Genomic DNA, 24499 nt, shown 5'->3' with positions numbered 1-24499 from the left:
TGAATGTTTACCGGATATCCGGTGCACACACACGTAAGAGCGGGACGACCAGACCGGAATGAGGCCGGTCGTCCACAGCGTCCTCGCTGTGTCATCGCCACCCACACCCACAAAGCAGGGCGGATGGACTTTTCAAAGGAACCTCGATCCGCCGAAACGGATACGGGGTTGTCAATCTGGCGTTGACTTTTGGCACGCTGTTGAGTTCTCAAGGAACGGACGCTTCCTTCGTACTCACCCTCGCGGGCTTTCCTCCGGGCGCTTCCCTCCGGTATTTCGTGTTCCGACTCTATCAGACTCTTTCGTGTCCGATTCCCCGTCGAATTGGGGTTCGCTTGGAGATCTTCGCTTTCGCGTTTCCCTTTCGGCGCGTCCACTACTTTAGCGGGTTTCCCCGGCCGTTCATAATCGAGTCATTCGAGTTCGAATTTCGGCATGCCGAAATTCAGACCCGTTGGGGTTCGATCGTAGGTAGTGGATGGCCGCCTGGGGATGCTGAACAGCAGGGCCCGTCTCAAGCGGCTCGGGCTACGTTAGGCGCCGCTTGAGGCCGAGTCAAGTTCGGCGTTTGCGGGGCTGATGCGCCCGATACGGGCTCACCGTGGGGTCGTCGGAGATCCAGAAGCGCCACGGGTGCGGGGCCCCCTCGCCGCCCACTCCGGTGCGCGGTCCGCTGCGTACCTGGTCGGGCGTGGGAGGGGTGCCCGTCAGTACGGCGAGAGGAGCCTCCGGGCCTGCGCAGACGTCCGTGCCGTTCAGGGCGCGTCCCACGTCCAGTGCGGTGGCCAGCCGGGCCGGGCCTTTGGCCAGTTCTCGGTCATGACGGGCCGAGATTCGACGTTTGCGGGCCAGTTCGGCGCCCACCCGGATCTCCCCCGCCCTGAGCAGGACGCCGCTCGCGCGCCCCTCCGGGCCGCACACCAGGTTGAGGCAGTGCCACATGCCGTACGTGAAGTAGACGTACGCGTGCCCGGGCGGCCCGAACATCACCTCGTTCCGGGGCGTGCGGCCGCGGAAGGCGTGGGAGCCCGGGTCGTTCGGGCCGTCGTACGCCTCCACCTCCGTGAGGCGGAGTTCGAGGGGGCCCGACGCGGTATGGCGTACGAGCGTGCGGCCCAGGAGGTCCGGAGCGACCTCCAGGACGGGCCGGTCGAAGAATTCCCTTGCCAGTGGCGTACGTTCGGTGCCCGCGATCATGGCGTCCGAGGGTAGTGGACGGCGGGGCGGAACCGGACACTGCGGTTGCGCGTTCGTAGGGGTCGAGGTCGAGAAGACGTACGGGAAGGACTGGCATGGGGTTCAAGCGGCTGCTGGCGAGTTTGGGGGCCGGCGGGGCTTCGGTGGAGACCGAGCTCACCGAGACCAATGTGGTGCCGGGCGGCGTCGTCCAGGGTGAGGTGCGGATCCAGGGCGGGTCGGTCGACCAGCAGATCGAGGGACTCTCCGTCGGACTGCAGGCCCGCGTCGAGGTCGAGGGCGGCGAGCACGAGCACAAGCAGGACATCGAGTTCACCAAGGTGCGGCTCGGCGGGGCCTTCGAGGTGAAGGCGGGGGCCGTGCACGTGGTGCCGTTCGGCCTTGAGATTCCCTGGGAGACTCCAGTCACGGCCGTCGCCGGCCAGCAGTTGCGGGGCATGCACATCGGCGTGACGACCGAGCTGGAGATCGCCCGCGCGCTCGACTCGGGCGATCTGGACCCGATCCAGGTGCATCCGCTGCCCGCCCAGCAGGCGATCCTCGACGCGTTCATCCAGCTGGGGTTCCGCTTCAAGAGCGCGGACATGGAGAAGGGGCACATCCGCGGGACTCGGCAGCGGCTGCCCTTCTACCAGGAGATCGAGTTCTACCCGCCGTCGCAGTACCGGGGTCTGAACCAGGTGGAGCTGTCTTTCGTCGCGGATGACCGCGCGATGGACGTGGTCCTGGAGATGGACAAGAAGCCGGGCCTGTTCAGCGAGGGCAGCGACTCCTACCGCTCGTTCCAGGTCGGCCTCCACGACTTCCAGGGGACCGACTGGGCGGCGTACCTCAATCAGTGGCTGGCCGAGGTCGGCGGGCGGCGGAACTGGTTCTAGGGGGAGACGCCCTAGGCTCGGACGTACCAGTTGATGTGCCAGTTGATGTCGAATCAGGAGGTGCCGACGTGAGCGAGCTCAAGAGGCCGCCGCTTCCCCACGACTTCCACCCCGAGGTGCCGTCGTTCACCGTGGTGAGCGAGGACGTCGAGCCGGGTGCCGTGCTGAAGGATGCCCAGGTCTACGCGGCCGGTAACACCTCGCCGCAGCTGCGGTGGGAAGGTTTTCCGGCGGGGACGAAGAGCTTCGCGGTGACGTGCTTCGACCCGGACGCGCCCACGGGCAGCGGGTTCTGGCACTGGTCGGTGTTCGACATCCCGGCGACCGTGACCGAGCTGCCCGCGGGGGCCGGCAGCGGGAAGTTCGAGGGGCTGCCGGCCGGGGCCGTACAGGTGCGCAACGACTACGGGTCGAAGGACTTCGGCGGGGCGGCGCCCCCGGCCGGGGAGACCCACCGCTACGTCTTCACCGTGTACGCGGTCGACAGCGAGAAGCTGGGCCCGGACGCGGATGCCTCGCCTGCCGTGGTCGGTTTCAACCTGCGGTTCCACACACTCGGGCGGGCGCAGCTCATCGCTGAGTACACGGGTCCCGCACAGAGCTGATCGTTCGTTTTCCGTTTGCCCTGCCCTGGTCTTGGAGAGATCAGGGCAGGGCATTTTTCTGTTGTCGGCCGGGTTCGTCGCCCGCGCCGGCACGGATATTGCGTTGTCCATCGTGGCGAGCCCGGCCAGAGTTGATCCCAGCCCGCCAGTCAGTGGGCCGGCACTACGGAGGTGGGCAGGATGCGGGACACGCTGGTACTGAACGCGAGCTTCGAGCCGCTGTCGACGGTGACGCTCAACCGTGCCGTGGTGCTGGTGCTCCAGGACAAGGCCGTGGTCGAGCAGTCCCATCCCGGTCTGCGGATGCGTGCGGCCACCATGGACATACCGGTGCCGCGGGTGATCAGGCTGTGCAGATACGTACGGGTGCCGTTCCGAAGACAGGCTCCGTGGTCGAGGCGGGGGGTGCTGATCAGGGACCAGCACCGGTGCGCGTACTGCGGGCGGCGCGCGACAACCGTGGACCATGTGGTGCCGCGGGCGCAGGGTGGCCGGGACGGCTGGCTGAACACGGTGGCGTCCTGCGCCGAGGACAACCACCGCAAGGCGGACCGGACGCCGGAGGAGGCGGGGATGCCGCTGCTCCGGCAGCCGTTCGTGCCGTCGCCGGCCGATGCGATGCTGCTCGCGATGGCGGCCGGGGACCGCTCGGAGCTGCCCGCGTGGCTGGCTTCGGGCGCCGTACCGGCCGCGTAACGAGGCCAACTGCCTTGCGGGAAGCCCGCCTTCGGAAGGGAGGCGGGCTTCTTCATGTGCGTACGCCCGCTACTTGAGGGTCAGTTGGAGGATCGCGACGACGCCGACGGCGATGATCACTCCGCGCAGCACCGCGGGCTTGAGGCGGCGGCCGACCTTGGCGCCGATCTGGCCTCCTATGGTCGAGCCGACGGCGATGAGCAGGACGGCGGTCCAGTCGAACTCGGCGACGAAGAGGAAGAACACGGCCGCGATGCCGTTGACGACGGCGCCCAGGATGTTCTTGACGGCGTTGATGCGCTGCAGCCTGTCGTGCAGGAGCAGGCCCATCAGGGAGAGGTAGAGAACGCCCTGGGCGGCGCCGAAGTAGCCGCCGTACATGCTGGCGAGGAAGAGGCCGGCGAGGAGGGCGGGGCCGCCTTCGGCGTGGACCTCGGTGCCGCGGGCCTCGCGGCGGCGCTTGATGACGGCGGCCAGGCGCGGCTGGAACAGGACGAGCACGAGGGCCACGCCGACCAGGACCGGGACGATCGCGTCGAACGACGAGGACGGCAGGGCGAGCAGCAGAATCGCCCCGGCGAGGCCGCCGAGCAGGGCGGTGCCGCCGAGGCGGAGCACCCGCCGGGTCTGGCCGCGCAGTTCGTGGCGGTAGCCGATGGCCCCGCTGATGGAGCCGGGGACCAGACCGAGCGCGTTCGACACGTTCGCGGTGATCGGTGGCAGGCCGGTCGCCAGGAGCACGGGGAAGGTGAGGAGCGTGCCGGAGCCGACGATCGTGTTGATGGTGCCCGCGCCGATGCCGGCCGCGAAGACCGCGAGTGCTTCCCAGATGGACAAGGCCATCTCCTTACACGTTCAGTGAGTCGCCTCCCCGCCGTGGAGGTCGAGGGGCCGCACTGATCATGCATGAAGGGTGTACGGGGCAGTCAACTGCCCCTGATCCATGGCGCGTTCATCTCAGGGGCCGAGTCCGCGTTCGGCCCAGGGGTGAGCCCGTGGAGGCGCGGTCCATGGAGGACGGTCAGTCCATGGGGGGTTCTTCGCGGCGCTCGGTCGCGCCGTTGCCGTTGTTGCTTCCGTTGTTGCCGCCGGTGTTGAAGCCGGGCATGCCGCCGCCCAGGTTGCCGAAGGCGCCGGAGAGGCCCTTGAGGGCGTCGCCGATCTCGCTGGGCACGATCCAGAGCTTGTTGGCGTCGCCCTCGGCGATCTTCGGGAGCATCTGGAGGTACTGGTAGGAGAGCAGCTTCTGGTCGGGGTCGCCGGCGTGGATGGACTCGAAGACCGTACGGATGGCCTGTGCCTCGCCCTCGGCGCGCAGGGCGGCCGCCTTGGCCTCACCTTCGGCGCGCAGGATCGCGGACTGCTTCTCACCCTCGGCGCGCAGGATCTCCGACTGCCGTACACCTTCGGCCTGGAGGATCGCGGCGCGCTTGTCACGGTCGGCGCGCATCTGCTTCTCCATCGAGTCCTGGATGGAGGTGGGCGGCTCGATCGCCTTGAGTTCGACGCGGTTGACGCGGATGCCCCACTTGCCGGTGGCCTCGTCGAGGACGCCGCGCAGGGCCGCGTTGATCTCCTCGCGGGAGGTCAGGGTCCGCTCCAGGTCCATGCCGCCGATGATGTTGCGGAGCGTGGTGACGGTGAGCTGTTCGATCGCCTGGATGTAACTGGCGACTTCGTAGGTGGCGGCCCGGGCGTCGGTCACCTGGTAGTAGATGACGGTGTCGATGTTGACGACCAGGTTGTCCTGGGTGATCACCGGCTGGGGCGGGAAGGGGACGACCTGTTCGCGGAGGTCGATCCGGTTGCGGATCGAGTCGATGAACGGCACGACGATGTTCAGGCCCGCGTTCAACGTCCTCGTGTAGCGGCCGAAGCGCTCCACGATGGCGGCGCTGGCCTGCGGGATCACCTGGATCGTTTTGATCAGGGCGATGAAGACCAGCACCACCAGAATGATCAGGACGATGATGATCGGTTGCATCGCGTACCCCGTGCCCTTCTTGCTCTCGGATGGCCCTGGAAACGTTGGTAGTTACCGGACCCGATGATCCTGGCATGGTTCACATGACGATGGCAGTGGCTCCGTCGATCTCGACGACGTCGACCTGATGGCCGGGCTCAAACACCCGCTCCTGGTCGAGCGCGCGGGCCGACCAGACCTCGCCCGCCAGTTTGATCCGGCCGCCGTCGGCGTCGACCCGTTCCAGGACGACGGCCTGACGGCCCTTCAACGCCTCGGTGCCGGTGGCGAGTTGGGGGTGCTGGGCGCGGTGGCGGGCGGCGATGGGGCGTACGACGGAGACGAGGGCGACCGAGACGACCACGAAGACGAGGACCTGCGCGACGGGGCCGAGGCCGAAGCCCGCACCTATGGCGGCGGCGATCGCGCCGACCGCCATCATGCCCAACTCGGGCATGGCGGTCAGAACGAGGGGAATGCCCAGAGCTGCCGCGCCTATCAGCCACCAAACCCATGCCTCGATGTCCACAAGGTCATGGTAGGTCGGGGCGTCCCCTCACCGACAGTGCGCAAAGGTGTAGGGGCCCCGACTCGCCGGGCGCCCCTAGCCGAGCGGGAGGCCCGTCGCGGTGTAGCGGTCGCCGCGGTGCTCGACGAGCAGCGGGAGGCCGAAGCAGAGGGAGAGGTTGCGGGAGGTGAGCTCGGTCTCCATGGGTCCGGCGGCGAGGACCTTGCCCTGGCGGATCATGAGGACGTGGGTGAAGCCGGGGGCGATCTCCTCGACGTGGTGGGTGACCATCACCATCGAGGGCGCGTACGGGTCGCGGGCGAGCCGGCCCAGGCGGCGGACCAGGTCCTCGCGGCCGCCGAGGTCGAGGCCGGCGGCGGGCTCGTCGAGGAGGAGGAGCTCGGGGTCGGTCATCATGGCGCGGGCGATCAGGGTGCGCTTGCGCTCGCCCTCGGAGAGCGTGCCGAACTTGCGGTCCACGAACTCCGTCATGCCGAGCCGGTCGAGGAAGGCGCGGGCGCGGTCCTCGTCGACGGCGTCGTACTCCTCCTGCCAGGTGGCGGTCATGCCGTACGCGGCGGTGAGCACGGTCTGCAGGACGGTCTGGCGCTTGGGGAGCTTGTCGGCCATGGCGACGCCGGCCATGCCGATGCGCGGGCGCAGCTCGAAGACGTCCACCTTGCCGAGCTGTTCACCGAGGATCTTGGCGGTGCCGCTGCTCGGGAAGAGGTAGCTGGAGGCGATGTTGAGGAGGGTGGTCTTGCCGGCGCCGTTGGGGCCGAGGATGACCCAGCGCTCGCCTTCCTTGACCGACCAGGAGACGTCGTCCACCAGAGCGCGTCCGTCGCGGACCACGGATACGTCCACCAGCTCCAGTACATCGCTCATGAGCGCGTTGTCTCCCCATGCCATCGTCTTGAGTTCGCGAGTGCTTGCCGGGGGCGCCTGTGGGCGCGGTCCCCAGGGAAAACCTACGCCACTGGCGAAGTGATCCCGCCCCTAGGGTCTGTCCGGCGGATCTGGTCGCCGTCGAGGTGCCCCGGCCTTGTGGTGCGCGTGCCAGACAAGATCTGCCAGGCAGGCCCTAGGTCCGGCCCTGCGGCTTCCCTAGGCTGGAGCCATGTTCTCGGAACCACGTTCAGGTCGGCTGGTCGCTTGGGGAAATGCCCTGTTGGCCGGAAAAGTCTCGCCGGATGACGCGGCGCTCGCGATCGTCGGGGACGATGCGGTGCACCGCGTGGAAGGGCTGCCCGGCGAATCCGCGCCGGTGGGGCTCACGTTGGCGCTCGGCCGGCTGCGCACTCTCGGGGTGAGCGGCTGGCGGGTCGCGCTCCCGGCGGCGGGGCATCCGCTGGGGCTCAGCGGGCCCGCGGAGTTCAACACGCGGGCCCTTGAGGCCGAGGAGGCCGTGGTGGGCTTCGGGGCGCCGTACGGTCTCGTCCCCGAGCTGTACGAGGCCGGGCCCGCGGGGGATGTGCACGCGGAGGTCGTCTGGCACTGCCTGGCGGTGCGCGAGGCGCCGCCCGCGGACGTGCCCTCGCTCGGGGAGGCCGAGCGCGAGCTCGCGGAGGCGCTGCGGGAGGCGACCGCGGCGCTCACCCGGCTCGATGTGGCGGGCTCCGGTCCGGCCGCGGCCGCGGCGATCGACGCGTACCGGGCGCGGGCCGAGGGCCCCGACGAGGAGGTGCTCGCACCGGGCTATCCGCCGCGCGCGGTACGGGTGCTGGAGCTGGCCCGGCGGGTCGGGCTCCTTGTGGCGCTGGCGTACGAGAGCGGGCACGGGGGCGCGGTGAGCGCTTCGGAGATCGCGGCGCGGGGCGAGCTGCTGCGCCCGGTGGAACGGGTGGCCCGGCGGGCCAGGGTCGCGGCGTACAACGCGTATGTGGAGGAGCGGGAACGGGGCTGAAGCCGTTCGGGCAGCGGACCGCGCCCCCAGCTGAAGCGGGCCGGGCAACGGACGCCGGTCCCCGGGATGAAGCCGTTCCGGCAGCGGACCGGCCCCCGGGGTGAACCCGGGGGCCGGAGGTCACTGCGCAGGCGCGAGGCCGGTCAGCTGTTGGACGCCTCGTTCCCGAAGGCCGGGTTGAGCAGGCCGACCACGTTGAGCGTGTTGCCCGCGACGTTCGCGGGGATGTGCACCGGGGCCTGCACCAGGTTGCCGGAGACGATGCCCGGGGAGTGCTCGGCCTTGCCGTTGGCCACCCCGTCGGCGGAGGCGGCGCCGGTCGCGGCGGCGAGGGCGCCGCCGGCGAGCACGGTGACGGCGAGAGCCTTGTTGAGCTTCATGTTCTGGATCCTCCTGGTCTTCGCCGCGGCCAACCGCCGCGACATGCCTGGAGAACGGCCGCCACCACCAGGGGGATGCGCTATGTGGGTGACATCCACACGACGGTATGAATCTTGCACCGGATGGTGACGATCCGGTTTACGTATGTCACACAGTCCGATCAGCCCGTCACGCCGTGCCGTACGGCCCACAGCGCGGCCTGGGTGCGGTCGGCGAGGTCCAGCTTCATCAGGATGTTCGAGACGTGCGTCTTGACGGTCTTCTCGGACAGCACGAGGTGGCGGGCGATCTCGCGGTTGGAGCGGCCGTCGGCGATCAGCGCCAGGACCTCCTTCTCCCGCTCGGTCAGGGTCGAGCCGCGCCCGGTGCCGCCGTGCCCGTCGTCCTGGCTGAGCAGGGCGCCCGCGACCTCGGGCTGGAGCAGCACATGGCCGGCGTGCACCGAGCGGATCGCTCCGGCCAGCGCGTCCGGATCGACGTCCTTGTATACGTAGCCGGAGGCGCCGGCGCGCAGGGCGGGGACCACCGTGCGCTGCTCGGTGAAGCTGGTGACGATGAGGACCTTCGCCGGGTTGGCGAGCTCACGGAGCTTGCGCAGGGCCTCGATGCCGTCCATGCCCGGCATCTTCACGTCCATCAGGACGACGTCCGGCTTCAGCTCCTCGGCGCGGGCGACGCCCTCGGCGCCGTCGGAGGCCTCCCCCACCACCTCTATGTCGTCCTGTACTTCCAGGAACGTACGCAGTCCTCGGCGGACCACCTGGTGGTCGTCCACGAGCAGGACCCTGATCACCTTGTCAGCCACCGGGGACCTCCATCTCGATCGTGGCGCCCTCGCCGGGTGCCGAATGCACGGTGAGTCTGCCGCCGACTCCGCTCGCCCGGTGCCGCATCGACACCAGGCCGAGGTGGCGGCCCGCGCGGCGGACCCGGCTCGGCTCGAAGCCCCGGCCGTTGTCGCTGATCCGTAGGACCGCGCCCTGGCCGCTGCGCTCCAGGACGACGTCGACCCGGCCGGCGCCGGAGTGGCGCAGCGCGTTGTGCAGGGCCTCCTGGGCCACCCGGAGGAGGGCCTCCTCCTGGGCCGGGGGCAGGGCGCGCACCCCTTGGTTGTCGAAGGTGACGCGGGCCGCGTGGGCCCGGTCGAGGACCTGGATCTGGGTGCGCAGGGTGTGCACCAGGCCGTCCTCCTCCAGGGCCGCGGGCCTCAACTCCACTACGGCGGCGCGCAGTTCGTCGGCCGCCTCGGCCGCGAGGGCCGCGACCTGCTGGAGCTCGCCCTTGGCGCGGACCGGGTCGCGGTCGACGAGGGTGGCGGCCGCCTGGGCGGTGAGCCGGAGCGAGAAGAGCTTCTGGCTGACCGCGTCGTGCAGCTCGTGGGCGAGCCGGGAGCGCTCCTCGGCGATGGTCAGCTCGCGGCTGCGCTCGTACAGGCGGGCGTTGGTGAGGGCGATCGCGGCGTGCTGGGCGAGCAGGCGAAGGAGTTCCTCGTCGTGCTCGGTGAAGCCGCAGCCGCCTTCCGGTTTGGGGCAGCGCTTGTTGGCGAGGAAGAGGGCGCCGAGCGTCTCCTCGCCGTCGCGGATCGGCATGCCCAGGAAGTCGGACATGTCCGGGTGGGCGGAGGGCCAGCCCTCGAAGCGGGGGTCCTTGCGGACGTCGGCGAGGCGCTCGGCCTTCTCCTCGTGGAGCATCGCGGCGAGGATGCCGTGCTGGCGGGGCAGCGGGCCGATCGCCCGCCACTGCTCCTCGCTGACGCCGTCGACCACGAACTGGGCGAAGCCGCCGTGGTCGTCGGGGACGCCGAGCGCGGCGTACTCCGCGTCCAGCAGTTCGCGGGCGGACGCGGTGATCGTCTTGAGGACGTCCCCGACCTCCAGGTGCCTGCTCATGGCGAGCAGGGCGGTGCTCACGGCGGCGAGGCCCGCGCTCGGTGACGGGCTCTCCCCTGGTCCGGTGGCATGCGGAGTACGAGGGCGGGTCATGTGGTCACCGTACCGGCGGGGTGTGACAGCGCGCCTCGGCCTGTGGACCACCAGCGTTTAGGCCGCCGGACCTAGGTCGAAGTGCCTTGCCGGCTGGGGCCCGCGTCCGAGGCGGCGGGGGCGCGCCCGGAGCCACTCTGAACGCATCGACGGACGGTTCGACATGACAGAGGGGTTGGTCATCATGCCGGTTGCGATCATCACGGGGGCCTCGAAGGGGCTCGGGCGGGCGCTCGCCGGGGCACTGGCCGGGCGGGGCTGGGACCTGGTGCTCGACGCCAGGACCGCTCCCGTACTTGAGGAGACGGCGCGGGGGCTCGATACGTACGGGACGAAGGTCGTGGCGCTGCCCGGGGACGTCACCGATGCCGGGCACCGCGCGGAGCTGGTGGCGGCCGCCTGGGACCTCGGCGGGCTCGACCTGCTGGTGAACAACGCCTCCGCGCTGGGCGCCGAGCCGCTCGTGCGGCTCGCGGAGCTGGATCTGGGCGGCCTGCGGGCGGCCCTGGAGACCAATGTGGTCGCGGCGCTCGGCCTCGTACAGGAGGCGCTGCCGCTGCTGCGGGAGTCGTCCGGGGGCGCTGTGGTCACGGTCAGCTCGGACGCGGCGGCCGAGGCGTACGAGACATGGGGCGGGTACGGGGCCTCGAAGGCGGCTCTCGACCAGCTGGCGGCGGTGCTCGCCGTGGAGGAGCCGGGGCTGCGGGTGTGGGCGGTGGACCCGGGTGACATGCACACCGACCTGTACGCGGCGGCGGTACCGGACGACGACTCGGGCCGGCCCGAGCCGTCGACGGTGGTGCCGGGGTTCCTGCGGCTCCTCGACGAGCGGCCTGCGAGCGGACGCTACAGCGCCCCCTCTCTTACGGAAGACGCCCGTACGGAAGCTCCTCGTACGGAGGGCTCTCCGGGTTCTCTTACGGAAGGTCTCGTGGAGGCCCCCGCGGAGGTGGCCCGATGACGGTGCCCATGGTGGTGCGGGTGCCCGACGACCTCCTCGCTTCGGTGCCCGCCGAGGTGCGCGGGACGGGGCGCGACGACGTGCGGCTGATGGTGTCGCGCGGCACCGCGGTCTCCCACCACGCGTTCCGCGACCTTGCCGGGCAGCTGCGAGCCGGTGACGTACTGGTCATCAACACGTCGCAGACCCTGCCCGCGGCGGTCGACGGGACGGTGGCGGGCCGGCCGGTGGTGGTGCACTTCTCGACCCGGGGGCCGGACGGGCGCTGGGCGGTGGAGCTGCGTACGCCTACGGCCTCGGGGAGTACGGAGCGGCGTACCGGGGACCGGGCGGGAGCCGTGGTGGCGCTGCCCGGCGGGGAGCGGCTGGTGCTCGATACGGCGCTGAGCCCGGACCGGCTGTGGTGGGCGCGGGTCTCCGCGGCCGATGTGCCGGGGCTGCTGCACCGGCACGGGCGGCCCATCCGGTACGGATACACCGAGCGGGACCAGCCGCTCGCCGCCTATCAGACGGTGTTCGCGCTGCCGGCGCCCGGCGGGCTCGGCTCGGCGGAGATGCCGAGTGCCGCGCGGCCCTTCACGGTCGAGCTGGTCGCGGAGCTGGTGCGGCGCGGCGTGCAGTTCGCGCCGGTCACGCTGCATACCGGGGTCGCCTCCGCGGAGGCGCACGAGCCGCCGTACCCGGAGCGCTTCGAGGTGCCGGGGGCGACGGCCCGTCTTGTGAACGCCGCCAAGGCGGGTGGCGGCCGGGTCGTGGCCGTGGGGACGACGGCGGTGCGCGCCCTGGAGTCGGCGGCCGGGGCCGACGGGGTGGTGCGCGAGGCGGCGGGCTGGACGGATCTCGTGGTGACCCCGGAGCGCGGGGTGCGGGTGGTGGACGGTCTGCTGACCGGGCTGCACGAGCCGGAGGCCTCCCACCTGCTGATGCTGGAGGCGATCGCGGGGCGCGAGGCGCTGGCCGTCGCCTACGACCAGGCGCTGAGCCGGCTCTACCTGTGGCACGAGTTCGGGGACGTCCACCTCATACTTCCGGACGAGAACCCTCACAGAACGCATTGCTCCAGCAACGCCTGGTGAGACTGTTACGCGTCCGATGTGAGCCCGCGCATAGGACGCACATCACTTACGAAGCCGTTTAGTGGACAAATAAAGTCGGTGTGAGCAGGGCGAGAGCGGGTACGAGCCGTCTTTCGTCCGGGCGTGATCCACTACCCGGCTTCGTAATGAGCACCTTTGCCACCAGATTTTGCGGCCGCTAACAATGGCTCCCGTCGCACAGCGCTGCGGCTCAACCGCCGCGGCGCTTCTGTGCGCCGTCCACGCCATTCGGAAGAGGTCCAACAGCCATGCCCGAGTCCAGCAACCCTGGTCACAGTCGTCTGACCCAGACGCACAAGATCTCGATTGCCGGTGTCGCCGCCCTCGGCGCCGCCGCTCTCGCCCTCTCGGTCTTCCCCGGGACGGGTCAGTCGGGCAACGCCGTAGCTGCCGAGCCCGCCGCCTTCTCGGCGACCGTCGCCAGCGCGAAGACCGTTTCGGAGTCCGTCTCCAAGCAGCACGTCACCGCCGCCCAGCAGGCCAAGGCCGCCGCCAAGGCGAAGGCCGACGCGGACGCCAAGGCGAAGGCCGCGGCCGAGGCGAAGAAGCGGGACGAGGCGGCCGCCGCCAGCCGCTCCGCCGCCCGCAAGCCGGTGTACGCGAACAACCTCGACGGCTGGATCAAGGAGTCCCTGGACATCATGAAGTCCAAGGGCATCCCGGGTTCGTACAACGGTCTGTACCGCAACATCATGCGCGAGTCGACCGGCAACCCGATGGCCATCAACGGCTGGGACATCAACGCCATCAACGGCGTCCCGTCGAAGGGGCTGCTCCAGGTCATCCAGCCGACCTTCAACGCGTACCACGTGCCCGGCACGTCGTGGAACATCTACGACCCGGTCGCCAACATCACCGCCGCCGCCAACTACGCGGCCGACAAGTACGGCTCGATGGACAACGTCAACAGCGCCTACTGATCCGTTCAGGACGGCTGATCCTTCAGGACGGCTCGTCCTCTCCGGACGTCGAAGAAGGGCGGCACCCCCACGGGGTGCCGCCCTTCTCGCGTTGTCAGGCGCGGGCTACTTGCGCATGACCTCGGGCTCGTGGCGGCGCAGCAGGCGTGCGACGACGAAGCCGAGGGCGATGCCGATGACCAGCAGCACCGAGATGTCGGTGAACCACTGCGACGCATCGTGCTTCCACAGCGGGTCGAGGTTGGTCGGGTCGTTCTGGTCCATCGGCCCCATCAGGTGCGAGAGGTCGAGCGTCGTGCCGACGCCCGCGATGGCCCAGCGCGACGGCATCAGCCAGGCGAACTGCTCCAGGCCGACCGAGTCGTACACCTTGAACAGGATGCCGGTGAAGACGACCTGCACGATGGCGAACATGACCAGGAGCGGCATCGTCTTCTCGGAGGTCTTCACCAGCGAGGAGATGATCAGGCCGAACATCATCGAGGTGAAGCCGAGCGCGATCACGACCAGGCACATCTCGACCGCGGGCGGCATCACGAGGCCCTCGGTGGGCAGCTTGCGGGTCGAGAAGCCGATCACGCAGAGGATCACGCCCTGGAAGGCCGTGATGACGCCGAGCACCAAGATCTTGGACATCAGGTACGCCGAGCGGGACAGGCCGGTGGCCCGTTCCCGTTCGTAGATGACCCGTTCCTTGATCAGTTCTCGTACGGAGTTGGCGGCGCCGGAGAAGCACATGCCGACCGCGAGGATCAGCATGATCGTGCCGGCGTCGCCGTTGAACCGGGACGGCGGCGTGGGTGGCGCGAGGCCGAACTTGGCGGGGATGACGACGCTGACCGAGCCGATCACCGCGGGCAGGGCCACCGACAGGGCGAGGAAGCCCTTGTCGGAGGCGATGACCGAGACGTAGCGGCGCATCAGGGTCCACAGCTGGGAGGCCCAGCCCTGCGGCTTCGGCGGCTTCATCGCCTGGGCCGGCGGCATCTGTACGGACTGCGGGGCGACCGCGTCGATGTCCGCGGCGTACATCTGGTAGTGCTGCGAGCCCTTCCAGCGGCCCGCCCAGTCGTAGTCGCGGTAGCTCTCGAAGGCGGAGAAGACATCGGCCCACGTGCTGTAGCCGAAGAAGTTCAGCGCCTCCTCCGGGGGACCGAAGTACGCCACCGAGCCGCCCGGCGCCATCACCAACAGCTTGTCGCAGATGGCGAGTTCGGCGACCGAGTGGGTCACCACGAGGACCGTGCGGCCGTCGTCGGCGAGGCCGCGGAGCAGCTGCATGACGTCGCGGTCCATGCCCGGGTCGAGGCCCGAGGTGGGCTCGTCGAGGAAGATCAGCGACGGCTTGGTCAGGAGCTCAAGGGCCACCGAGACGCGCTTGCGCTGGCCACCGGAGAGGGAGGTGACCTTCTTCTCCTTGTGGATGTCCAGCTTGAGCTCGCGCAGCACCTCGTCGATGCGCTGCTGGCGCTCGTTCTCGGTGGTGTCGGCGGGGAAGCGCAGCTTGGCCGCGTACTTCAGCGCCTTCTTGACGGTCAGCTCCTTGTGCAGGATGTCGTCCTGCGGGACCAGACCGATGCGCTGGCGCAGCTCGGCGAACTGCTTGTACAGGTTCCGGTTGTCGTAGAGGACGTCACCCTTGTTGGCGGGCCGGTAGCCGGTGAGCGCCTTGAGCAGGGTGGACTTTCCGGAGCCCGAGGGGCCGATGACCGCGATGAGGGACTTCTCGGGGACGCCGAAGGAGACGTCCTTGAGGATGTCCTTGCCGCCGTCGACCGTGACGGTCAGGTGGCGGGCCGAGAAGGAGACGTCACCGGTGTCGACGAACTCCTCAAGCCGGTCCCCGACGATGCGGAACGTCGAGTGGCCGACGCCGACGATGTCGTTGGGGCCGAGCAGCGCGGTGCCGCCCTTGGCGACCGGCTGGCCGTTGACGTACGTGCCGTTGTGGGACCCCAGGTCGCGGATCTCCATCCGGCCGTCGGGCGTCGCGTGGAACTCGGCATGGTGACGCGAGACCTGGAGGTCGGAGACCACCAGCTCGTTTTCGAGGGCACGGCCGATCCGCATGACGCGGCCGAGCGCGACCTGGTGGAACGTGGTCGGGCTGCGGTCGCCGTAGACCGGCGGGGCACCCGCCGCGCCGCCCTGCTGCTGCGGGAACTGCGGCTGCTGAGGCTGCTGCTGCCACTGCTGCTGCGGCGGGACCTGAGCCTGCTGCGGCGGCTGCGCCCAGCCGCCCTGCTGGGGCGGGGCCTGCTGGGGTTGCGGGTGGACAGGCGCGGCCTGCGCCTGCTGGGCCGGGGCGGGCTGCGCGTAGGCGGCCGCGGCGGCACCGGTGAGATTCAGCCGCGGGCCGTCGGTCGCGTTGCCGAGGTGGACGGAAGAGCCGGGGCCGATTTCCATCTGGTGGATCCGCTGGCCCTGCACATAGGTGCCGTTGGTCGATCCGTGATCCTCGATGACCCAACTGCGGCCGCCCCAGCTGATCGTGGCATGCCGCCACGAGACTCTGGCGTCGTCGATCACGAGGTCACCCTGCGGGTCACGCCCGAGGGTGTACGACCTGGACGGATCGAGCGTCCAGGTGCTGCCATTCAATTCCAGTACGAGTTCCGGCACTCCAGCCCCACTTATCGTCCCCCGAAAGACCTCCGCACCGGAGGCCTGTGACTCCCGACACAGGGAGTCTAGGGATGGTGAACATCGTGGGGAACTATTTCAGGCCCGGGCTCGTATCCGAAACCCGGGCCTTGTGAATTACGTGCATAGACCCGGCACAGTCCGGTCGCGGTCGTGCAACAGGCGCCCGCGGCCCGCCCGTTGACGTGGACCAAACACCCCCCGAGAGTGGTAAGCACCCATGAGTGCGTACGGATCATGATGTCCGCCCATAAATGACATGGCGGCGGATGAATTGGTCTCTCCGCATGAATAGGGGCAAGTCGGCTCGTATCGGGGGGTCCTGATGAGCGTGGGCGACAACGACGTCCGAGGGGCGATCCGGTGGGGCGATGTCGTGCTCACCTCGATCGCCTCGGTGAGCTGGGCCCTGGTCGCGATGGCGGGCACGGCCGCGCTCGGACTGCATCTGCTGGGGGCGGACGCGGCGGGGGCGCTCGGCCCGATGACGGCGGCCGTGGTGGTGCTCGGGACGGGCGGCTCGGTCACCCCGTCCGGCAACGTCTCGGCGTTCGGGCTGACCGGCGCGCAGGCGAGCACGGCCGTCGATTTCGCGCCACTGGGCGTCGGGCTCGCGGGCGCCCTGCTGCTCGCCTTCTTCTTCCTGCGCTCGCTGCGGGCCGCCGGGGCTTGGATCTCCGGCGCCGAACTGGCGGCCCGCGCGGCCGCGGTGGCCGTCCTCTTCGTCGCCGTCATGGGCGGCCTCGCCTGGGCCGGCCACGACCTCATCACGCTCGACGGATCCCAGCTGGGCCTCGGCCAGGTGAAGGTGCCCGGCGTGCCGAGCATTCCCGGGATCGGGGACGTCGGCGGTCTGCTGCCGGGCCGGCTCGCCGACCTCGCGGACGCCAAGGCGCAGGTCGGCTTCAGCGTCGAGACGACCCGCTCACTGGTCGGCGCGGCGTGCTGGGTGCTCGCGGTCCTGGTGATCGCCCTGCTCGCCTCGCGCCGCACCCCGCTGCCGCGCGGCTGGTCGGCGCTGCACCGGGTGGTGCGGCCCGCGGTGTCCGCGCTGGTGGCGGTGGTCCTGGTGGCGGTCGCGGCGGGGCTCGCGGCGGCGGCCTACGCGGCGATCGGCGACGCCCACCCGAAGCGGATCGCGGGCGCCGCGCTGCTCGGCGCGCCCAACGGCGTGTGGCTGGCGATCCCGCTCGGCCTTTTCGTGCCCTGGCACGGTCACGCCACGGGCACCCTCACCACCGTCCTGCCCGACCCGCTCGACCAGCTCATCGGGGCGAAGAGCGACGAGTCGGTGACGCTGGGGCGCCTTGCCCAACTCGACCACCGGGTCTGGCTGTTGGCGGTCGCGACGGGCGTGCTCATGCTGTACGCGGGGGTGCTCGCCGCGGCCCGTACGCCGGTGGGCGGGCGCTCGCTCGGGGCCTTCGCGGGGCGGTGCGCGGTGTCGCTGGCCGCGGCCACCGCGGTGGCGCTGCCCCTGATGGTGTGGCTCACCGGGGTGTCCGCGAACGCGTCCCTGTCCGTGCTGGGCGTCGACGCGTTCGGGGCGGGCGTCGAGCTGCACGGCAACGCGGGGCTCGCCCTCGCGCTCGGCGCCGGGTGGGGGGCCGTGGCGGGAGCCCTGGGGGCGCTGCTCGCCCGGGTGGCGGGGGCGGCGGGGCGGCGGGCCGCGCCCCTTGCCCATGTTTCGGCACCCGGCGTACCGGGGCCCCGCGAGGAGGCGGCGCCGGGGCCGTACAACCCGGCGCCCTCCTACCGGCCGCCGAACCCGGACACCAACCCGTATCTGAAGCTGCCCCCGGGGCTGCACGGCTCCCCCACCATGCCGGGGCCCCCGGGCCGCCCCCGGGCGGGGCCCCGCCCGTACCGGCCCCCGGAGGAGGGCCCGCCGCCTCCGCCCGGGGCGCCACGGGGCCGCAGGTGAGACACGGGCCCTGAGCAGCGCGGGGGCTCGGCGAGGGGGCCGTACGAGGGGGCACTGTCCGCAGGGCGGGACGGCGTGCCGGGCGTGAGCGGTGGCCGGATACGGTGGGATCACCATGACGCCATCGCCCCTGCCCCCCGCCGGCCAGAACTCCGACGCCGGTCAGAGCTCTGACGTACCCACCCTCCTCGTCAAGATCTTCGGCAAGGACCGCCCCGGCATCACCGCCGGGCTCTTCGACACCCTCGCCGCCTACTCCGTCGATGTCGTGGACATCGAACAGGTCGTCTCCCGTGGCCGGCTCGTCCTGTGCGTGCTGGTCACCGAGCCGACCGTGGCCTCCTCGGGAGAGCTGCGCGCCACCGTGCACAGCTGGGCCGAATCGCTCAAACTCGAAGCCGAGATCATCTCCGGCATCGGCGACAACAGGCCGCGCGGCAGCGGCCGTTCGCACGTCACCGTGCTCGGCCACCCCCTGACCGCCGAGTCCACGGCGGCCATAGCGGCCAGCATCACCGCCACCGGCGGCAACATCGACCGCATCTTCCGGCTCGCCAAGTACCCGGTCACCGCTGTGGAGTTCGCCGTGTCCGGCGTGGCGACCGGGGTGCTGCGCACCGCGCTCGCGACCGAGGCCGCGGCCCTCGGAGTGGACGTGGCCGTCGTCTCGGCGGGGCTGCACCGGCGGGCCCAGCGGCTCGTCGTGATGGACGTGGACTCCACGCTGATCCAGGACGAGGTGATCGAGCTCTTCGCCGCGCACGCCGGGTGCGAGGACGAGGTCGCCGAGGTCACCGCCGCCGCGATGCGCGGCGAGCTGGACTTCGAGGAGTCGCTGCACGCCAGGGTCGCGTTGCTGCGGGGCCTGGACGCGTCGGTGGTGGACAAGGTGCGGGCCGAGGTCCGGCTCACGCCGGGCGCCCGCACCCTGATCCGTACGCTCAAGGCGCTCGGCTATCAAGTGGGCGTCGTCTCCGGCGGGTTCACCCAGGTCACCGACGACCTCAAGGACCGGCTCGGGCTCGACTTCGCTTCCGCCAACACCCTGGAGATCGAGGACGGCAAGTTCACCGGCCGGGTCACGGGCGAGATCGTCGACCGGGCCGGGAAGGCGCGGCTGCTGCGGAGGTTCGCCACGGAGGCCGGGGTGCCGCTGGCCCAGACGGTGGCGATCGGTGACGGCGCCAACGACCTCGACATGCTGAACGCGGCGGGTCTCGGCGTCGCCTTCAACGCCAAGCCGCTGGTCCGCGAGGCCGCGCACACCGCGGTGAACGTGCCCTTCCTCGACACCGTGCTGTATCTGCTCGGCATCACCCGCGAAGAGGTCGAGGCGGCGGACGGCCTCATCGACTGAGAGCCTGTGTCTGAACCGCCCGTATGTGGTGAAGGCCCCGGCGCGCATCGCGTACCGGGGCCTTCACCACGTACGAAAGCGTCCGCTACCGGGTCAGGCGTGCGGGGCCCAGAAGGAGACGAGCCTGCCCACCCCGTGTTCCACGGACTTCCAGGAGCCGTTGAAGGTGAGCACGGCGACGGCGCAGGTCGGGAAGCCGCTGCGGTTCATCCGGGCCATGGTGTCGCCCTCGGCGTCACCGGCGAGCGCGTCGGCAAGGGCGTGCATCCCGGGGTTGTGCCCGACGAGCAGGAGGTCGGAGACGTCGTCGGGGGTCTCGTTGACCAGCGCGATCAGTTCGCCGAGGGAGGCTTCGTACATCCTCTCCTCGTACACCGTCCTGGGGCGCCGCGGCAGTTCCTGGACGGCGAGCTTCCAGGTCTCGCGGGTCCTGACCGCACTGGAGCAGAGGGTGAGGTCCGGGACGATGCCGGCCCCGGCCAGCCAGCGGCCGACGACGGGGGCGTCCGCCCTGCCCCGTTCGGCGAGCGGCCGGTCGTGGTCGGACACCTGGGGCCAGTCGGCTTTCGCGTGCCTCAGAAGGACGATCCTGCGGGGTGTATCGACGCTCATGTTCCCCAGCTTCGCATGAATCGCGCCATCGGGCGCAGGGTCCCGGAGGGCTCCGCCAGGGGGGTGACGAGTGGGGGCACGGGGGCTTTCGAGACCTAGCGCGAAAGGCTCTGCTGGATGCGGTCGACGAGGTGGGTGAGGGTGCCGTCGCCGGACACGGCGTGGGTGTCACCCGATCCGATGACGAGCGCGAGCAGCACGAAGAACGCGATCGCGGGCAGTACGACACCCCACCACGGCAGCTTGAAGTCGACGCCACCGGCGGTCGGTTGGGGGGACCTGGGGTGGATGTGGGCCGACATGACCGCCTCCGTGTGGGTTCCGGGTTCGAGTGCCGCGGGCGAACGGGGCGTCCGTCGCGGTACCTCAAAACCTACGGATCCGGCGGGCGTCATCCCATCCGGTGACCCACCCACTCGACCCTGACCCTGACCCCCTAGGGGATGGTGGGGCTAGCACCACCATGACCCCGATCCGGGGGTCTCGGCCTCCGTCAGGCCTCGGTCGAGCCTCGGTCAGGGGGAGGCGATCGTCGCGATGATGGCCACGACGACCGTGACGGCGAGCATCGCGCCGAGCACGAGCAGGAGCTTCTTGTGGCTGTTCTGCGGATTGGGTTCGAGCACTGGCATGCGGCCAGTGTCGCATCCCGGTTCGGCCCGCTATCGGCGGGCCCCGGCCTCGTCCTCGATCGTACGGTCGCGGCCCGCCAGGATGCCGACGACGATCTGCGGCACCATGAGGGCCGCCATCAGCGCGATGGGCAGGTCCCAGCCGCCGCTGCGGTCGTGCAGGACGCCGACCAGGAGCGGCCCGGGGATGGAGAGCAGGTAGCCGACGCACTGGGCGAAGGCGGAGAGCCGTACGACGCCCGCGCCGGTCCGCGACCGCTTGCCGATCATCGTGAGAGCCAGCGGGAAGGCGCAGTTGGAGATGCCGAGGAGCAGCGCCCAGGCCCAGGCGCCGGCGGCCGGTGCGAGGTAGAGCCCGGCGTATCCGGCCAGGCCGCAGCTGCCGAGCGCGACGACGATGGGGCCCTGGCTTCGCAGCCGGTTGACCAGCCACGGGATGACGAAGCCGAGCGGCACGCCCATGACCATGGTGAGGGAGAGCAGCAGCCCCGCGGTGCCGGCGGAGACGCCCGCGTCGCGGAAGATCGTCGGCATCCAGCCCATGGTGATGTACGCGCCGGTGGCCTGGAGCCCGAAGAAGCAGGCCAGCGCCCAGGCGGTGCCGCTGCGGGTGATGCGCAGGGCGGGGGCGGCCTCCTCCTTGGCACTGAGGGCCGGGCCCGCGCTCCCGGAACGGTCGCGCGTCAGCGGGATCCAGGCGGCCACCGCGACGACGGCGAGCAGCGCCCAGATGCCGAGCCCCTGGCGCCAACTGCCGCCCAGCGCATCGGTGATGGGCACGGTGGTGACCGCGGCGAGCGAGGTGCCGGCGGCAAGCGCCATCGAGTAGAGGCCGGTCATGGAGCCGACCCGGTCGGGGAAGTACCGCTTGACGATCACCGGCATCAGGACGTTGCTGACGGCTATGCCCATCAGGGCGAGCGCGCTGGCCGCGAGGAAGGTGACGGTGCCGCCGGCGAACGGGCGCAGGAGCAGGCCCGCGGTGACGGCGGCCATGCCCGCGAAGACGACGGCGCCGGGGCCGAACCGGCGGGCGAGGCGCGGCGCCGTGATGCCGAAGACGGCGAAGCAGAACGCCGGGACCGAGGTGAGGACGCCCGCGATGCCGCCGCTCATGTGCAGCCCGCCGGTGACCTCCTTCATCAGCGAGCCGAGGCTGGTGATCGCGGGGCGCAGGTTGACGGCGGCGAGCACCAGCGCGAGCGGCACGAGCCAGCGCGTCCACGAGGGCACCCGCCCCGCGTCGGCGGGGGCTTCGAGGGACTCGGTGCGGACGATGGGCTCGGGGCTCAGCGTGGTGGTCTCTTCGTCGGGCATGGAAGCCATCATAGAATCATGGGATGATTGGTTGTCCAATCGATTCACGGCGTCGCAACCTTCACGGCCTTCACGTCATTCACGGCCTCCCTCGCTCACGCCCCCTCTCGTTTCTCGTCACCTACGACTCCCTTTCGGACTGGAGCACCATGACCCTGAGCTCTCCCCGGCGGTCCGCCCTCGCCGACCAGGTGATCGCGCAGCTGCGCAACCAGATCACCTCGGGCGAGTGGCCGGTGGGTTCACGTATCCCGACCGAGCCGGAGCTGGTCGAACAGCTCGGGGTGGCGCGCAACACGGTGCGCGAGGCCGTCCGCGCCCTCGCACACAACGGCCTGCTGGACATCCGCCAGGGCTCGGGCACGTACGTCGTGGCGACCAGCGAGCTGGCCGGGGTGATGCACCGCCGGTTCGCCGACGCGGACCCGCGCCATGTGGCCGAGCTGCGCTCCACGCTGGAGTCGGCGGCGGCGAAGCTGGCCGCCGAGCGGCGTACCGAGCGCGAGCTGAAACAGCTGGGCACGCTGCTGGAGCGGCGCGAGGAGGCGTGGGCCTCGGGCGACCGGGAGGCGTTCGTCGCGGCCGACGCCACGCTGCACCTGGCGGTCGTCGCCGCCTCGCACAATGACGTACTGACCGAGCTGTACGCGGACCTCGGCCATCTGCTGCGCGACTGGCTGCGGGACGACGTGGCCCTTGAGATGACCCCGGAGAACCACATGGACCACGGCCGGATGGTCGACGCGATCCGGGTCGGCGATGCGGAGACGGCCGCATCCGAGGCCGCGGCCCACGCCTTCATCTGCCTGCCGGACCGGCTCGAAGCCCGCTGAGGCGCTGCGTGGTCAGGGCGCCTTCTGGTGGGTCACCCAGACCGCGCGTACGTCCTTCCAGCAGCGGTCGGTGAGCCGTACGGTCTGCCCGGGGCCCACCTCGACGGGCGCCGCGTCCGCGTCCAGGTCCCACCAGTTCGCGCAGTCGGTGTGCAGGCGCACCCGGTCGGCGTCCGGGTAGGGGTTGTAGCAGTAAGCGGTGACGTGCGAGCCGTTCACGGAGGTCCGGCACGCGGCGCCGAACGGCTCGGGCGGCGCCACGGCGGGCGCCGGGTCGGGGGCGGTGGCGGCGCGCACCACGGAGGGGGCGGCGAGTCCGGCCGCCGCCGCGAGCAGGACGAACAGCAGGGCCAGGGCCCGGCGCTGCCCGACGCTCAAGGGACGTACCCGGGGACTCATTCGCAGGGGACGCACGCCCCGCCTCCTCCCCGGCCGACCGTCCGAACATGTCCGTTCGATCAGTCTGCGGGGAAGTCGCGCTCCACGCACGGCGGCCGCCCACCGGAAGCTCCGGTGGGCGGCCGCGAAACGTGCTGTGCGGGGTCAGGCACCCACGGCGTGCAGACCGCCGTCGACGTGGATGATCTCTCCCGTGGTCTTCGGGAACCAGTCCGAGAGCAGCGCGACGATGCCCTTGCCGGCCGGCTCGGGGTCGGCCATGTCCCACTCCATGGGGGCGCGGTGGTTCCACACGTCCGCGAGCTCGCCGAAGCCCGGGATGGACTTCGCGGCCATGGAGCCGATCGGACCCGCCGAGATCAGGTTGCAGCGGATGTCGTCCTTGCCCAGGTCACGGGCCATGTAGCGGGAGGTCGCCTCCAGGGCCGCCTTGGCCGGGCCCATCCAGTCGTACTGCGGCCAGGCGTACTGCGCGTCGAAGGTCATGCCGACGACGGAGCTCCCCGGGCCGAGCAGCTCGCGCAACGCCATGGTCAGCGACTTCAGCGAGAACGCCGAGACGTGCATGGCGGTGGCGACCGACTCGAACGGCGTGTTCAGGAAGTTGCCGCCGAGGGCGTCCTGCGGGGCGAAGCCGATGGAGTGGACGATGCCGTCCAGACCGCCGAGTTCGTCCTTGACCAGGCCCGCGAGCCGGTCCAGGTGCTCCTGGTTGGTCACGTCCAGCTCGATGACCTTGGCGGGCTTGGGGAGCTTCTTGGCGATGCGCTCGGTCAGGGTCGGGCGCGGGAAGGCGGTCAGGATGACCTCGGCGCCCTGCTCCTGAGCCAGCTTGGCGGCGTGGAAGGCGATGGAGGACTCCAGCAGCACACCCGTGATCAGGATGCGCTTGCCCTCAAGAATTCCGCTCATGGTGATCAGTGACCCATGCCCAATCCGCCGTCAACCGGGATGACGGCTCCAGTGATGTACGAGGCGTCGTCGGAGGCGAGGAACTTCACCGCGGCGGCGATCTCCTCGGGCTGCGCGTAGCGGCCGAGCGGCACCTGGGACACGATGCCCGCGCGCTGCTCCTCGGTGAGCACCTTGGTCATGTCGGTGTCGACGAAACCGGGTGCGACGACGTTGAAGGTGATGTTCCGGGACCCGAGCTCACGCGCGAGCGACCGGGCGAAGCCGACCAGACCGGCCTTGGAGGCGGCGTAGTTGGCCTGGCCCGCCGAGCCGAGCAGCCCGACGACCGAGGAGATCAGGACGACGCGGCCCTTCTTCGCGCGCAGCATGGCGCGGTTCGCGCGCTTGACCACACGGAAGGTGCCGGTGAGGTTGGTGTCGAGGACGGACGCGAAGTCGTCCTCGGACATGCGCATCAGGAGCTGGTCCTTGGTGATGCCCGCGTTGGCGACCAGGACCTCGACGGGACCGTGCTTGCCCTCGATCTCCTTGTAGGCCTGCTCCACCTGTTCGGTGTCGGTGATGTCGCACCTGACGGCCAGACAGCCCAATTCGGCAAGGGCCTGCGGCGGCTCTCCCGAGCGGTACGTGATCGCGACCTTGTCGCCGCTCTCGGCAAAAGCGCGGGCGATGGCGAGGCCGATGCCCCGGTTACCTCCGGTGACGAGAACCGAGCGGCTCAACGGATCACCCTTTCGATAGGCGGATTCGTACTCCACGCAAACTATCGGTAC

25 protein-coding genes and 1 pseudogene are annotated in these 24499 nt (G+C 70.5%); 10 read left to right on the top strand and 16 right to left on the bottom strand.

Annotated elements, in window-relative coordinates; genetic code table 11:
* Positions 1–555: 555 nt before the first annotated feature.
* Positions 556–1197, bottom strand: coding sequence for a DNA-3-methyladenine glycosylase (locus ACWC2B_RS06100; RefSeq protein WP_450715222.1), 642 nt, complete (start codon positions 1195–1197; stop codon positions 556–558).
* Between the two features lie 95 nt (positions 1198–1292).
* Here ACWC2B_RS06100 and ACWC2B_RS06095 point away from each other — a divergent pair, with 95 nt between their 5' ends.
* The 3 genes from ACWC2B_RS06095 to ACWC2B_RS06085 all read left to right on the top strand — a co-directional run bounded on the left by ACWC2B_RS06095 (position 1293) and on the right by ACWC2B_RS06085 (position 3376).
* On the top strand, positions 1293–2075 hold the full coding sequence (locus ACWC2B_RS06095) for a sporulation protein (RefSeq protein WP_450715221.1): 783 nt from the start codon (positions 1293–1295) through the stop codon (positions 2073–2075).
* Between the two features lie 68 nt (positions 2076–2143).
* On the top strand, positions 2144–2680 hold the full coding sequence (locus ACWC2B_RS06090) for a YbhB/YbcL family Raf kinase inhibitor-like protein (protein WP_450715220.1): 537 nt from the start codon (positions 2144–2146) through the stop codon (positions 2678–2680).
* Positions 2681–2860: 180 nt separating this feature from the next.
* Entirely contained in the window at positions 2861–3376 is a 516-nt protein-coding gene (locus ACWC2B_RS06085; protein WP_450715219.1) for an HNH endonuclease, read from the top strand.
* A gap of 69 nt (positions 3377–3445) precedes the next feature.
* Here the strand turns inward: ACWC2B_RS06085 and ACWC2B_RS06080 are convergent, their stop codons facing one another.
* The 4 genes from ACWC2B_RS06080 to ACWC2B_RS06065 form a co-directional block, all read right to left on the bottom strand.
* Entirely contained in the window at positions 3446–4219 is a 774-nt protein-coding gene (locus tag ACWC2B_RS06080) for a sulfite exporter TauE/SafE family protein (RefSeq protein ID WP_450715218.1), read from the bottom strand.
* Between the two features lie 178 nt (positions 4220–4397).
* Positions 4398–5360, bottom strand: coding sequence for an SPFH domain-containing protein (locus ACWC2B_RS06075; protein WP_450715217.1), 963 nt, complete (start codon positions 5358–5360; stop codon positions 4398–4400).
* Positions 5361–5439: 79 nt separating this feature from the next.
* Positions 5440–5868 carry an NfeD family protein gene (locus ACWC2B_RS06070; protein ID WP_450715216.1) on the bottom strand — a complete coding sequence of 143 codons (429 nt, stop codon included), beginning with the start codon at positions 5866–5868 and terminating at the stop codon, positions 5440–5442.
* Between the two features lie 75 nt (positions 5869–5943).
* A complete protein-coding gene (locus ACWC2B_RS06065) occupies positions 5944–6735 on the bottom strand; it encodes an ABC transporter ATP-binding protein (protein ID WP_450715215.1) in 792 nt (263 codons plus the stop codon).
* Positions 6736–6967: 232 nt separating this feature from the next.
* Between ACWC2B_RS06065 and ACWC2B_RS06060 the strand changes: the two genes are divergently transcribed.
* Positions 6968–7753: a hypothetical protein gene (locus ACWC2B_RS06060; RefSeq protein WP_450715214.1), complete on the top strand. Its 786-nt coding sequence runs from the start codon at positions 6968–6970 to the stop codon at positions 7751–7753.
* A gap of 143 nt (positions 7754–7896) precedes the next feature.
* Here ACWC2B_RS06060 and ACWC2B_RS06055 read toward each other — a convergent pair whose 3' ends face one another.
* The 3 genes from ACWC2B_RS06055 to ACWC2B_RS06045 all read right to left on the bottom strand — a co-directional run bounded on the left by ACWC2B_RS06055 (position 7897) and on the right by ACWC2B_RS06045 (position 10116).
* Complete coding sequence (locus ACWC2B_RS06055; protein ID WP_450715213.1) at positions 7897–8133, bottom strand: chaplin; 237 nt, start codon at positions 8131–8133, stop codon at positions 7897–7899.
* A 161-nt stretch (positions 8134–8294) separates the two neighbouring features.
* Positions 8295–8939: a response regulator gene (locus ACWC2B_RS06050; protein ID WP_450715212.1), complete on the bottom strand. Its 645-nt coding sequence runs from the start codon at positions 8937–8939 to the stop codon at positions 8295–8297.
* On the bottom strand, positions 8932–10116 hold the full coding sequence (locus ACWC2B_RS06045) for a GAF domain-containing sensor histidine kinase (RefSeq protein ID WP_450715211.1): 1185 nt from the start codon (positions 10114–10116) through the stop codon (positions 8932–8934). Before ACWC2B_RS06045 ends, ACWC2B_RS06050 begins: the two co-directional genes overlap by 8 nt.
* Positions 10117–10300: 184 nt before the next feature.
* On the opposite strand from ACWC2B_RS06045, the pseudogene ACWC2B_RS06040 reads away from it, so the two are divergent.
* The 3 genes and pseudogenes from ACWC2B_RS06040 to ACWC2B_RS06030 all read left to right on the top strand — a co-directional run.
* Positions 10301–10987: pseudogene (locus ACWC2B_RS06040) on the top strand (SDR family NAD(P)-dependent oxidoreductase); the annotation flags it as partial.
* A gap of 86 nt (positions 10988–11073) precedes the next feature.
* A complete protein-coding gene (locus ACWC2B_RS06035) occupies positions 11074–12153 on the top strand; it encodes an S-adenosylmethionine:tRNA ribosyltransferase-isomerase (RefSeq protein ID WP_450715210.1) in 1080 nt (359 codons plus the stop codon).
* Positions 12154–12422: 269 nt separating this feature from the next.
* Positions 12423–13094 carry a transglycosylase SLT domain-containing protein gene (locus ACWC2B_RS06030; protein ID WP_450715209.1) on the top strand — a complete coding sequence of 224 codons (672 nt, stop codon included), beginning with the start codon at positions 12423–12425 and terminating at the stop codon, positions 13092–13094.
* 105 nt (positions 13095–13199) lie between these two features.
* Here ACWC2B_RS06030 and ACWC2B_RS06025 read toward each other — a convergent pair whose 3' ends face one another.
* Positions 13200–15716, bottom strand: a complete 2517-nt coding sequence (locus ACWC2B_RS06025; protein ID WP_450715208.1) for an FHA domain-containing protein — start codon at positions 15714–15716, stop codon at positions 13200–13202.
* Positions 15717–16062: 346 nt separating this feature from the next.
* Between ACWC2B_RS06025 and ACWC2B_RS06020 the strand changes: the two genes are divergently transcribed.
* Together ACWC2B_RS06020 and serB are read left to right on the top strand one after the other, a co-directional pair.
* The gene (locus tag ACWC2B_RS06020) at positions 16063–17661 is read left to right on the top strand and encodes a streptophobe family protein (protein ID WP_450715207.1); all 1599 of its coding nucleotides are present in this window, start codon (positions 16063–16065) and stop codon (positions 17659–17661) included.
* 115 nt (positions 17662–17776) lie between these two features.
* Entirely contained in the window at positions 17777–19018 is a 1242-nt protein-coding gene (gene serB / locus ACWC2B_RS06015) for a phosphoserine phosphatase SerB (protein WP_450715206.1), read from the top strand.
* Positions 19019–19111: 93 nt separating this feature from the next.
* Here the strand turns inward: serB and ACWC2B_RS06010 are convergent, their stop codons facing one another.
* The 4 genes from ACWC2B_RS06010 to ACWC2B_RS05995 all read right to left on the bottom strand — a co-directional run bounded on the left by ACWC2B_RS06010 (position 19112) and on the right by ACWC2B_RS05995 (position 21579).
* On the bottom strand, positions 19112–19630 hold the full coding sequence (locus ACWC2B_RS06010) for a SixA phosphatase family protein (protein ID WP_450715205.1): 519 nt from the start codon (positions 19628–19630) through the stop codon (positions 19112–19114).
* A 95-nt stretch (positions 19631–19725) separates the two neighbouring features.
* The gene (locus ACWC2B_RS06005) at positions 19726–19932 is read right to left on the bottom strand and encodes a hypothetical protein (protein ID WP_450715204.1); all 207 of its coding nucleotides are present in this window, start codon (positions 19930–19932) and stop codon (positions 19726–19728) included.
* A 213-nt stretch (positions 19933–20145) separates the two neighbouring features.
* On the bottom strand, positions 20146–20262 hold the full coding sequence (locus ACWC2B_RS06000; RefSeq protein WP_262985314.1) for an SGM_5486 family transporter-associated protein: 117 nt from the start codon (positions 20260–20262) through the stop codon (positions 20146–20148).
* Positions 20263–20292: 30 nt separating this feature from the next.
* A complete protein-coding gene (locus ACWC2B_RS05995) occupies positions 20293–21579 on the bottom strand; it encodes a CynX/NimT family MFS transporter (RefSeq protein WP_450715203.1) in 1287 nt (428 codons plus the stop codon).
* Between the two features lie 149 nt (positions 21580–21728).
* On the opposite strand from ACWC2B_RS05995, the gene ACWC2B_RS05990 reads away from it, so the two are divergent.
* The gene (locus ACWC2B_RS05990; RefSeq protein WP_450715202.1) at positions 21729–22412 is read left to right on the top strand and encodes a FadR/GntR family transcriptional regulator; all 684 of its coding nucleotides are present in this window, start codon (positions 21729–21731) and stop codon (positions 22410–22412) included.
* Positions 22413–22424: 12 nt separating this feature from the next.
* Here the strand turns inward: ACWC2B_RS05990 and ACWC2B_RS05985 are convergent, their stop codons facing one another.
* The 3 genes from ACWC2B_RS05985 to fabG form a co-directional block, all read right to left on the bottom strand.
* Positions 22425–22790, bottom strand: coding sequence for a hypothetical protein (locus tag ACWC2B_RS05985; RefSeq protein WP_450715201.1), 366 nt, complete (start codon positions 22788–22790; stop codon positions 22425–22427).
* 165 nt (positions 22791–22955) lie between these two features.
* Entirely contained in the window at positions 22956–23723 is a 768-nt protein-coding gene (gene fabI / locus ACWC2B_RS05980) for an enoyl-ACP reductase FabI (protein WP_450715200.1), read from the bottom strand.
* A 5-nt stretch (positions 23724–23728) separates the two neighbouring features.
* Positions 23729–24448 (bottom strand): 3-oxoacyl-[acyl-carrier-protein] reductase, encoded by a 720-nt coding sequence (gene fabG / locus ACWC2B_RS05975; RefSeq protein ID WP_450715199.1) that lies wholly within the window; start codon positions 24446–24448, stop codon positions 23729–23731.
* Positions 24449–24499 lie beyond the last annotated feature (51 nt).

Source organism: Streptomyces sp. NPDC001415, from assembly GCF_053597395.1.
The sequence above is the reverse complement of the archived record's forward strand: the minus strand, read 5'-3'. Positions and strand labels throughout refer to the sequence as shown.